We start from the raw sequence: 9,839 nt of genomic DNA, 5'->3' as shown, positions 1-9,839 counted from the left end.
GTGCTCTATGACGGCGGTCGTTCCCGCTCACCGCTGCGGGACAGTCCCGGATTCCCACCGGGTTCCCTCTTACCCGGCCACTCGATGTCCTACGACGCCGACGGCGGGCTTCGACGCCGCACACCATCACGACAGCGCACGACGAACCAGCTGCACTCATCAGAATATGCCTGCCACAGGAGACCCGGTTCGGCAGGGCGGCGATGCTCCTGCCCGGAACCCGCAAACCATATCGCTCCGGAAGGTACCAACGCATGCGCTCACGATTTCTGCACGCATTCTGCACGAACGAGCGAGACCAGGGGAACCATTGCCCTGACCTGGCCATTCTCAGGTGGTCCCGGCTGGGATCAAACCAGCCACCTTACGCACGTCAAACGTAGGGTCATGGCCCGCTGCCCTCTGGGACGGGAAGGACGCCAATCACCGGCCCGCCATAGACGAGCACGATCTGACCCCACTACGAAGCCGCGGCCGACCAGATAAGCCGACGGTTCACTCCGGCAGTAGCCGCTATAGTTCGCCGACTATGCGTATTCCGGTCGCTGCCTTCCGGTAGTCCCGCAGCCCACGCTGTAGTGCTTGTCCGATGGTCTGTGCCGTGTCCTGTTGCCCGTCCACCAGGTGGGTGTAGATGTCGAGGGTGGTGGTGTTGTTCTTGTGTCGCATGCGCCGGGTCACGTCCGCCAGGCTGTAGGCCCCGTCGGCCAACAGTGACCCGTACAGGTGACGAAGCGAGTGAAAGCCCATCTGCTGGCGCATCTTTCCGTCGGGCCCCCACGGCACCAACTTTGCCGGTTCCCCGCCGAGCTCGGAAACCGCGGCGTAGACACGGTTCCGCAGGGCCTTTTGGGACATGCGCCCGCCTGAACGACTCGCTTCGAACTCGATGAATTTGCCGGTAGTGCGTCCGCGCAGCAGATCTACCAGCCAGTCCACCACCCATGGATCGACCGGGATCTCGGTACCCGACGTTTCGGTCTTCAACGGACCGTCGTGGGTGCCGATCCTCTTTCCGCCGACTCGTCGGGATGGCTTGTACTGGGTCACGGGCCGGTAGGTGCACGCTTCGATGTTGAGGTCTTCGATGTTCGCGCCGAGTACTTCGCTGAGGCGAAGTCCGACACCGACACCAAGCGCGACGGCGATGTGTGTCTCTTCGGGCATCAGGTGGAAGAAGGCCCAGAACTCCGACATCGTCGGGCAGTAGGCGGCGGTCTTCGGGCGATCCCGGTTGGGTTTGGCGTAGGTCTCGATCGAGCAGGGCATCACCACGGTGAGTTCGGCTCGTTTCGCTGCGGCCATAATTCTGGTGAGCAAGCGGTGGATGTCGACGCGGTAGTCGAACGCGTAGCCGGTGCGATGTAGGCCGGTCATCAGTTTCAGGACATGTGGTTCACGTACTTCGTGGACTGCGAGTCGGTCGAGGTACTGAAGGATGAGCTTGATCTTGCTCTGGTAGCCACCGAAGGTTCCCGGATCGATCGCCTGGAGCTCGAGCCATTCCCAGCACCACTCGGTCATCATGACCCGGGACGCGTCTTTTGTGATGTGTCGCCCGGCTTTGATCGCCGATACTTGATCCTGCGCCCACTCTTCGGCTGCCTTGGCGGTGTCGAACCCGCGCGTGTGGGCAGCGTGGCGAATTCCGTCCTGGTACGCGCCTCTCCATCGCATTCCTTTGCCGTAACTGGACGATTTCACCCTGCGCCCGTTGGCATCGCGTTCCCGGCGATGCCAGGTGTCATACGGTTTCCTAGCCCGCACGGCAGGAACGCGCTTTCGCTGTACCACTGGCTATTTCCCCGCCGGTCGGTGGTCGACCCGAACCGACGTAAATGTCCAGGGCAGAGGCGGACGAGACCGGGCGCTGGCCGTTCCGCCTCTGTTACGCGGCATCTCGACGCTCGGTCTCGTCGAGAATATGGCCGCCGCCCTGCTCGAGCATTATCTCTTCCCAGGCCATCAAATCACTCAACCGATACCTCCGATGGCGGCCGATGCGCGCGAAGCGGGGGCCCTTGCCAAGGGATGCCCAGTTGGCCAGTGTCTTTGACGGTATCTTCAACCGATCCGCGACATCATCAGTCGTCAGCCAGCCGGAAAACCTATCTTCCACGTCGTTCACTCCTGATTCTAATTGAGATGATCTCACCAACTGATTCCGACATAGTTCGCGGATATTGGAATTCCAGACAATCAACGCTCGATGCATATCGAATTGTCAAGCACCGCTACAGAATTAGCGTCACCATTTCGGTGGCTACCACCGAAAGAGAGCCATCTCGTCTGAAATTCTGAGCCATAAGCATCTCTTTCACTTTCTGGGCACCACATACTGTGCGGGCCGATATCGGCAGATGGATTGCCACACCGCGATTACTCAGCAGTCGCGTTCCCCTCTCCTCCAACACCCCCACCCCCCTATCGACCGGTCCGGGCTGCCCGGGGGGCAGCCCACCCGCGATCACACCCATCCGCCGCTTCCGGGGCGGAATACGACCCCGACTGGGCGATGGGGTGTGCTGATCAGGAGGCAGTGCCGTGACCCGGGCGGGCGGGTGTTTCATTGGCAGGTACGGACGAATCCGGTTCAGGCCGAGCGGTAGTCGAGGATCACCTCTTCCTTCTCGAGAGCATCGGTGTCGCCGGCGCCGCGATCGTTGCGATCTCGGTATCGGCGGGTTCGGTGAGAGCGGGCAGCGGTGCCGTAGCGTCGATATCGATATCTATGTCGGCTTCGTCGTTGCTGGTGGCGAGTTCGCCGGGGTCGGTGGTGATCAGCGCGTTCTCGGTGGGTGAGGCCAGCGATGCGAACACCGCGCGGTCGGTGCCGCCGACGGCGAGCAGTCCGCTGCCGCGTGCGGCGGAGAGCAGGAACTGTTGCTCGCCCTCGGAGAGCCGGAATGCCGCACCAATCTCGTCGATGGCTTGGGGGGCTTGGCGGAGCAGAATCTGGGTGGCGGCGTTGGAGACGATCGCGCGCCCGAGTTCGGTGGAAAGGACATCGGCGCTGTCCTGAGTGGCGACCGTCAATCCCGCCCAGTGTTTGCGGAAGCTCTTCGCCGCCTTGAACAGGAACTGGGCTCCTGCGGGCTGACGCATGAGCAGCCATGCTTCGTCCACGGTGATCATCCGGGGCCGCCGGTCAGCCGGATTGGAGACCCGCCGCCAGGTCACGTCCAGGACCAGCAGGGTCCCGATGGTCTTGAGTTCCTCGGGCAACTCGCGCAGCGAGAACACCACCAGCCCGCCTCCGGGGTCGGTGGTAGTGGGTCCGTCGAGCAACCCGGCGTAGGCTCCGGCGCCGACGTAGGGCGCGAGCCCATCGGCGATCTCGCCAGCCGCGGGAGTGGCGAGCCGGTCCAAGTGCTCGCGCAGGACGCTCAACGTCGGAGCGGGGCGGGCCCAGGTGGCGGAGTCGTCAGTAATCCCAGCATCGGCGTAGGTGGCCGACAGGGCTGTGTCGAGGGCGGCTCGCTGGGCGGGGTTCTGGTTGCCGAGCAGGACCTCGACGCTGGATCGCGAACTACTCGGTGCGGCGGTACCACCGACTACCGTCGAACTCGCCTGCCCCGTACCGGCCTACGCCGCGCAATTCACCGAACTGCTCGGCGTCTGCCCAACCTTCGACGCACCCGTCACCCGGCTCACTGTTACGCGGGAGATCCTGGAACTCCCTATGCCCCAGGCGAATCCACACGTCGCCGCGCATGCCCAGCAGCAGGCTGCCGATATCATGCAACGCCGGCGCCGGCGCGACGGCACCGCGGCCCGCGTCCGCGCGGGCCTGCTCACCCGCGGCGTCACCGCCGCACAGGAAGATATTGCCGCCGACCTCCGAATGAGTGTGCGCACGCTACGCCGGCGTCTCGAGGCCGAAGGCACCTCCTACCGTGGCCTGGTAGCCGAAACTCGTCACCTTCTCGCCGAGGAACTGCTCGCTCTCGGCACCACGGTCGACGAGGTCGCACGCCGTCTCGGCTACGCCGACGCGTCCGCATTCACCCACGCCTTCACCCGCTGGACCGGCACCACACCGGGCCGCTTCGCCCGCTCCCTCCGGTAAAGCCGGGCCGATTGTCCGACCTTACGGTTGACGCCGCCGCGCGACCGGCCGCGCGGTCGCGGTGGGGCACCTTACGAAGTGCTGCGACGGTTTCGGCTACGCCGAGTACGCCGAGCGAACGCCTCATACGCGAAGCGCCGTTCTTCCTGATCGGAGAAGGCACCGGCGAGATCCAGGAGACGATCATCAGCACACCACTCCGTCATCCGTCCGTCCAGACCCGCTGCAACATATGCCAGTCCGCGGGATGGGCGGCGATACCGGCGGCGAAGCGATCGGCCAGCTCCTGGGTGGCCTCCTGGACACCGCGGGAGGTATCGATCGGGTCACCGACCGAGAATCCCCATCCGGTCGCCGTGAACCAGCAGTGCACGGGCAGCAGTGGGGCGCCGGTATCGATGGCGAGCCGCGCCGGACCGGCGGGTAGCCGTGCCGGTGCACCGAAGAAGGTCACCGGCACACCCCGGCCCGACAGGTCACGCTCACCGAGCAGGCACACCACACCGCCTGCGCGCAGCCGGTCGCTCAGCAGCCGGAACGGGGGTGTGTCGCCACCGGTGAGCGGGATGATCTCGAAGCCCAGCCCCTCTCGGAAGCGGACGAATCGCTGGAACAGCGACTCCGGCCGCAGGCGCTCGGCGACCACGGTCGGCGTGCCGATCCGCTGGACGAGCCAGACACCGGCGAGATCCCAGTTCCCGCTGTGCGGCAGGGCGATCACTACACCGTGACCGGCGGCGTACGCCTCCCGGACCCGGTGGAGTCCGGTGGCCGAGGACTCGATGGTGTCCGCCAGTGCATATGGATCCATCGCCGGCAATCGGAAGGCCTCCCGCCAATACCTGGCGTAGGAACGGAGATTCGCCCGGACCAGCTCCGGCGGAACCTGCGCGGGGTCGACGCCGAGGACCCGGGCGAGGTTGCGCCGCAATCGGACCGGACCGCCGTCGCGGCGCGCGATCCGGTCGGCGGCCGCGTCGAACAGGCGTAATGCCCAGCGCTGCGGCAGGGCTCGCACCAGGCGCCAGCCCGCCGCGTAGGCGAGGTCCTGCGCCCGGCCGGGCATGTCTCTACCTGCCACCGGCGTCCGGCGCGGCGGGGCCGTCGGTCTCTCGGGCCGCGGTGAGGAAAACCGGCCGGTTGTCGTCGGCCGGTAACGCATACGGCTCGGGTTCGGTGGGGACGTGACTGAACAGTCCGGGATGGTCGTCGTACATGGTCGTGCTCCGATCTTCGGTGTGCGCTGCCGACGCGAGTTCCATACGGCAGAGGTCGAGAAGGTGGGTCTTGCACCGGCGGTCCGAGTCGGATCGGGGCCGGGACCTTTCGGGGATACCCATCCGAAACCCATGGCACTCGGCGCCGGTGCGGCCGAGCGGAGCTACCCGGGGTGCCGGGGTCATTCGCGGCCGGCCCCTCGGAGTTCGGCAGCCGAACCGGCTGCTCGACGGTGTTCCTCGTTCCTCACCACCCTAGCCGCGTCCGCCCACATTGTGTCCCGCACGCCGGAAACCCCGTGTGGCGGCGCGCCCCGCGGCGGGCGAGCGGTACCAGCCTGCCCCGGTTGGGCCGATCACCCCACTTGACACCCACCTGTTGAACGTACCGTTAGTCAGCGGTACGGTAATTGATGTATCAATAGGCACTCGCGGAGTGCGATCCGCCCCGGGCGACGAGCGGGGGCGTGACCGAGTGAGGACCCCACCGATGAACCGAAACCACGACCAGCGCGCCCGCCGTTTCGCGGCGCGGATCGCCGCGCTCGCCGTCATCACCCTTGGGCCGCTGGCAGCCACCGCCGGCCCCGCCCTCGCCGATCAGATCGGCGCGACGCACGTCGGCAGCGATTCCAGCGACAGCTTCGGCGATAGCTCCGGCTGGGACAGCAACGGCTGGGGTGACAACGATCATCAGGCCTGGGACGGCGGCGACAAGTTCGGCTGGGACGACAACGGCCACTACGGCTACAAGGACCACCACCGGCAGGATTACGACGGGTGGGAAGACCACCTCAACAGCGGCGACAACCAGTACCCCGACCGCGATTCACGCAACGACCGCGGCCGCGACTACGACCGGCCCGCTGACTGGGACCACGAGAATCCGAATCCCCGCGGCGGCGGCGGCGGTGCACCGCCGAACTGGAATATGCCCAACCCCTATATCCCACCGCCGCCACCGAGCCTGCTGCCGCAGGTCCAGCTGCCGGTGCTCCCGCCCCTACCCTTCGCGTTGCCCGTCCTGCCCGGGCTGCCGGGCACGGGCAGCGCGAGATGACATTTTCAAGTAGCCGTTAAATAGCGGTACGTGAATGGACGAGTCGATAAAAAACAATGGAGAGGCTGGTTCCACTCCGTGGACCCGACCGGCACCGCTCGGATCAGACAGTGGTGATCGCCGCTTTCGTCAGCTGCCGGCCAGCGGCCACCAGCACCGCGTGCGCGGCGTCGGAAAGCTCTTCCGCGCGCACCGCACGCTCACACCGCCGGGCCAGCTCCTTGCGGTCGGCGCCCGCCGGTTCCACCGGCGTCAGTACCACTTCGGCGGTCAGGTTCCGGGCCCGCAGCACCCGCACGATCGAATCGACCAGGGTGTCGTCCCCGACGAAACCGGGAACGGTGGACCTGTGGCCGTGCGCATCCAGGTACCGCAGCCGGACCGGCTGCACGGGGGTCGCGGTATCGACCGCGGCCTGGAACAGCGCCGGCCGCAGCGACCCGTAGGCCCGGCCACACCAGGTGGTGCCCTCCGGGAAGAATCCGATCCGCTCACCCGCGGCGAGCCGGTGCCCGACCCGCTCGACCACATCCGGCAGGCGGCGCAGGCGCTCCCGCTCGATCGGGACGACCCGCATCACCCGGGCGAGCGCGCCGAGCACCGGCCAATCGATCAGATCGGCCCGCGCCACGAAGGCGAGCGGCTGCACCGAGGCGAGCACGACGATATCCGCCCAGCCGATATGCCCGCAGACAACGAGCACTCCGGTGCCCGGTCGGGCGTAGCGCGCCCCGATCGCCGCGGCTCCGGTGCGCCGGTCCACCACCCGCAGCCGGATACCGCACGCACGCAGGAGGGTCCGGGCGAACCGCCGCTGCACCCCCGACCGCCGGGACGCCGGCGTGACGATGTGCACGAACGGGTAGGCGAGCAGCACCGATACGGCTCCGGCCGCCCGCAGACCGGCCCGCGCGATACCGATCTCGGGGCGCTGCTGCACACAACCGACTCCGCACGGGCTCACCGGCATCCAGGCGTGCGGGCCGGCACGAGCCACCGGCGCCTGGTCCACCTGCTGCGCGACGGTCTCCATCGCGTCACCGCCCGCCGTCGAACTTCGCGGCCGCACCGCGTAACCGATCCAGATACCGGGTGTTGATGGTGTCGAGCCCCAGCAACACCACGAAATCCGCCACGGCGAAATCCGGATCGTGCGCGGGCTCCCCGCAGATCTCGGCACCGAGCCGCAGGTAGCCCCCCAACAGCGGCGGCAATTCGGGGCGGCCGGGGGCGGGTAGATCGTCCAGCGCCACTCCGTCGACCACCACGGGACGATAGGGGCGTACGCGCTTCTCGGGAGCGCAGGCGTGTTTACCGAGCAGGAAATCGCGGACGCCGCGCACATTGACCCCGGCCGGGTCACCGGGGCTGTTCCGCATCGGGACCGAGGCGCATCCCATCACCCGGTCATAGCCGGTGAGCTGGATGTAGTGGAGGATTCCGGCCCACATGAGGGTGAGCACCGAACCGTTGCGATGGTCGGGGACCACACAGGCCCGGCCCATCTCCACGATCCGCATACCCACCGGGTCGAGATTCGTGAGATCGAATTCGGTGGCGGTGTAGTACCCGCCGGCGGCGGCGACGTTGTCCGGCGGCAACATCCGGTAGCAGCCGACGAATTCGCCGGTGGCCTCGTCGCGGACCAGCATATGGTCGCAGTGTTCGTCGAACCGGTCGACATCCAGCCCCGTACCGTTGTCGGGGATCCGGAAACCCGGTTCATCGGCGAATACGTTGTACCGCAACCGCTGTGCCGCGAGGCGATGGTCGGTATCGGAGGAGACGATCAGTGCGTATCGGGACCGGTGATTTTCGCCGGCGGCCGGTCGAGCCGGAGCCGTCGGCACGGACGTAATAGCCATGATGCCAAGCAGGCCAGTCCGACACGGCGTGCGGGCGTCCGTGGCATGTCGCGCACATGCCGGTTCGGTTAACGAGACGCAGATCACATCGAACGTTTACCGCGCGGTACCCGCATGTTCGCGTGAACAGCTCTGCTGTTGGATTGGTCGCGACCCGGAGTTCGCCACTCGGACGCGCGTGGCGGGCCCGTCGGACGGGCCCGCCACGCGCGGCGCTACGCGACGAAACGTTCGGGTTCGCGCACCCGTTCCAGATGCTGCCGGTCCACTTCCTGGAATCCCGGCCTACCGGTACCGATGAACGCCACCAGCCACGACAGGACCGCGGCGAACCGGTTCCGGAATCCGACCAGGTAGAAGAGGTGCACGGCGAGCCAGATGAACCACGCGAACACACCGCGGAAGGTGACCTTCTCGTTCAGCTTGGTGACGGCGCTGAACCGGCTGATCACCGCCATGCTGCCCTTGTCCCAGTATACGAACGGGGTGCCCGGGTGCTTGTCACGGCTGATGATGTCGGCCGCGTGCCGGCCCTCCTGCATGGCCACCGGCGACTGGCCCGGGTAACCGTTGAGTGAGGTCATATCGCCGATGGCGTAGATATCGGCGTAGCCGCCCACGGTGAGGTCGGGGTTGATCAGCAGTCGCCCGGCGCGGTCGGTCTCGCAGCCGGTGACCTCGGCCAGCAGCTTCGCGAACCCACCCGCCTGCACGCCCGCCGACCAGACGATGGTCTCGGCGTCGATCTGCCGCTCGGTGCCCGCTTTGTCCTTGACCGTGACGTGCCCGTCCTCGATATCGGTGACGAAGGTGCCCAGCAGCACTTCCACCCCGCTGCGGGTCAATGATTTCTTCGCGTACTCCGACAGCCCGCCGCCGAACGGCGGTAGGACCGCACCGGCACCCTCGACCAGGGTCACCGAGACTTCCTCATGGTAGTAGCGCTTGGCCAGCTCCTTCAGCTGTCCCGCGACCTCCACACCGGTGGCCCCGGCACCGACCACGACGAACGACAGCAGCCGCCGCCGGGTCTCCTCGTCGGCCTGGGCCGCTTCCCGGAACACCCGCGCGATCTGGGCCCGGAGCAGCTTGGCGTCGTCGATGGTCTTGAGTGAGTAGGTCTTGTCGGCGAAGTCGTCGCGACCGAAGTACGACTGGCTCGCCCCGGTGGCCGCGATCAGCGATCCGTAGCGGATCCGGCGCACCTCGTCGCCGTTGCTGTAGGTCAGGATGGCGGCGTCGGGCTCGATGGCGGTGACCTCGCCCAACCGGACGTCGGCCTCCTTGTGCCGGCGCAGGATGTTCGCGATCGGGGGTGCGATCTCCGCGGACGCCAACACCCCGGTGGCGACCTGATATAGCAGCGGCTGGAACAGGTGTTCCGGCGTGCTCGAGATCAGGACATAATTCACTCCCGCCTTGGCCAGTTGTTTGGCCGCGGCGAGTCCGCCGAACCCTGAACCGATGATCACGACGTCCGCGTACTCGATGCCGGCGCCGATCCCAGTGACCTTGTGCATGACAGCCTCCTTCACTCATTAGGAACCGTCATCCAGAAGGCAGATATTTCAGGGTTCAGGGCGCATAATTGAGATGACTCTTATCTGTTCTGGTCATGAATGGAGATC

At 66.6% G+C, this 9,839-nt stretch carries 10 protein-coding genes and 1 riboswitch; of the genes, 2 read left to right on the top strand and 8 right to left on the bottom strand.

Annotated elements, in window-relative coordinates; translation table 11 throughout:
* Positions 1 to 117, bottom strand: a riboswitch (cobalamin riboswitch). This riboswitch is flagged as partial in the annotation.
* Between the two features lie 396 nt (positions 118 to 513).
* The 3 genes from NGR01S_RS22270 to NGR01S_RS22260 form a co-directional block, all read right to left on the bottom strand.
* Positions 514 to 1,794, bottom strand: a complete 1,281-nt coding sequence (locus NGR01S_RS22270; RefSeq protein ID WP_157107383.1) for a site-specific integrase — start codon at positions 1,792 to 1,794, stop codon at positions 514 to 516.
* 94 nt (positions 1,795 to 1,888) lie between these two features.
* Positions 1,889 to 2,128, bottom strand: a complete 240-nt coding sequence (locus tag NGR01S_RS22265; RefSeq protein ID WP_063039883.1) for a helix-turn-helix domain-containing protein — start codon at positions 2,126 to 2,128, stop codon at positions 1,889 to 1,891.
* 488 nt (positions 2,129 to 2,616) lie between these two features.
* Positions 2,617 to 3,390 (bottom strand): VirB4 family type IV secretion system protein, encoded by a 774-nt coding sequence (locus NGR01S_RS22260; RefSeq protein WP_157107382.1) that lies wholly within the window; start codon positions 3,388 to 3,390, stop codon positions 2,617 to 2,619.
* Positions 3,391 to 3,448: 58 nt separating this feature from the next.
* Between NGR01S_RS22260 and NGR01S_RS22255 the strand changes: the two genes are divergently transcribed.
* On the top strand, positions 3,449 to 4,069 hold the full coding sequence (locus NGR01S_RS22255; RefSeq protein ID WP_084481579.1) for a helix-turn-helix transcriptional regulator: 621 nt from the start codon (positions 3,449 to 3,451) through the stop codon (positions 4,067 to 4,069).
* 202 nt (positions 4,070 to 4,271) lie between these two features.
* Here NGR01S_RS22255 and NGR01S_RS22250 read toward each other — a convergent pair whose 3' ends face one another.
* Together NGR01S_RS22250 and NGR01S_RS22245 are read right to left on the bottom strand one after the other, a co-directional pair.
* Positions 4,272 to 5,135, bottom strand: a complete 864-nt coding sequence (locus tag NGR01S_RS22250) for a phosphatidylinositol mannoside acyltransferase (RefSeq protein WP_063039877.1) — start codon at positions 5,133 to 5,135, stop codon at positions 4,272 to 4,274.
* A gap of 4 nt (positions 5,136 to 5,139) precedes the next feature.
* Positions 5,140 to 5,331, bottom strand: coding sequence for a hypothetical protein (locus NGR01S_RS22245; protein ID WP_063039875.1), 192 nt, complete (start codon positions 5,329 to 5,331; stop codon positions 5,140 to 5,142).
* Between the two features lie 445 nt (positions 5,332 to 5,776).
* On the opposite strand from NGR01S_RS22245, the gene NGR01S_RS22240 reads away from it, so the two are divergent.
* Positions 5,777 to 6,346, top strand: coding sequence for a hypothetical protein (locus NGR01S_RS22240; RefSeq protein ID WP_063039873.1), 570 nt, complete (start codon positions 5,777 to 5,779; stop codon positions 6,344 to 6,346).
* 103 nt (positions 6,347 to 6,449) lie between these two features.
* Here NGR01S_RS22240 and NGR01S_RS22235 read toward each other — a convergent pair whose 3' ends face one another.
* The 3 genes from NGR01S_RS22235 to NGR01S_RS22225 form a co-directional block, all read right to left on the bottom strand.
* Positions 6,450 to 7,379 carry a lysophospholipid acyltransferase family protein gene (locus NGR01S_RS22235; protein WP_063039944.1) on the bottom strand — a complete coding sequence of 310 codons (930 nt, stop codon included), beginning with the start codon at positions 7,377 to 7,379 and terminating at the stop codon, positions 6,450 to 6,452.
* Positions 7,380 to 7,383: 4 nt separating this feature from the next.
* The gene (locus tag NGR01S_RS22230) at positions 7,384 to 8,211 is read right to left on the bottom strand and encodes a GNAT family N-acetyltransferase (RefSeq protein WP_063039871.1); all 828 of its coding nucleotides are present in this window, start codon (positions 8,209 to 8,211) and stop codon (positions 7,384 to 7,386) included.
* Positions 8,212 to 8,426: 215 nt separating this feature from the next.
* Complete coding sequence (locus NGR01S_RS22225; protein WP_084481578.1) at positions 8,427 to 9,731, bottom strand: NAD(P)/FAD-dependent oxidoreductase; 1,305 nt, start codon at positions 9,729 to 9,731, stop codon at positions 8,427 to 8,429.
* Between the last annotated feature and the right edge of the window lie 108 nt (positions 9,732 to 9,839).

The sequence above is a fragment of the Nocardia grenadensis NBRC 108939 genome (assembly GCF_001613445.1).
GTDB classification, from domain to species: domain Bacteria; phylum Actinomycetota; class Actinomycetes; order Mycobacteriales; family Mycobacteriaceae; genus Nocardia; species Nocardia grenadensis.
This window is presented reverse-complemented; position numbering and strand designations above follow the sequence as displayed.

Excerpts from the sequence above, each read along its gene's own strand:
- NGR01S_RS22235 (WP_063039944.1), bottom strand. The coding sequence starts at position 7,379 with ATGGAGACCGTCGCGCAGCAGGTGGACCAGGCGCCGGTGGCTCGTGCC.
- NGR01S_RS22240 (WP_063039873.1), top strand. The coding sequence starts at position 5,777 with ATGAACCGAAACCACGACCAGCGCGCCCGCCGTTTCGCGGCGCGGATC.
- NGR01S_RS22230 (WP_063039871.1), bottom strand. The coding sequence starts at position 8,211 with ATGGCTATTACGTCCGTGCCGACGGCTCCGGCTCGACCGGCCGCCGGC.
- NGR01S_RS22250 (WP_063039877.1), bottom strand. The coding sequence starts at position 5,135 with ATGCCCGGCCGGGCGCAGGACCTCGCCTACGCGGCGGGCTGGCGCCTG.
- NGR01S_RS22225 (WP_084481578.1), bottom strand. The coding sequence starts at position 9,731 with ATGCACAAGGTCACTGGGATCGGCGCCGGCATCGAGTACGCGGACGTC.
- NGR01S_RS22245 (WP_063039875.1), bottom strand. The coding sequence starts at position 5,331 with ATGGAACTCGCGTCGGCAGCGCACACCGAAGATCGGAGCACGACCATG.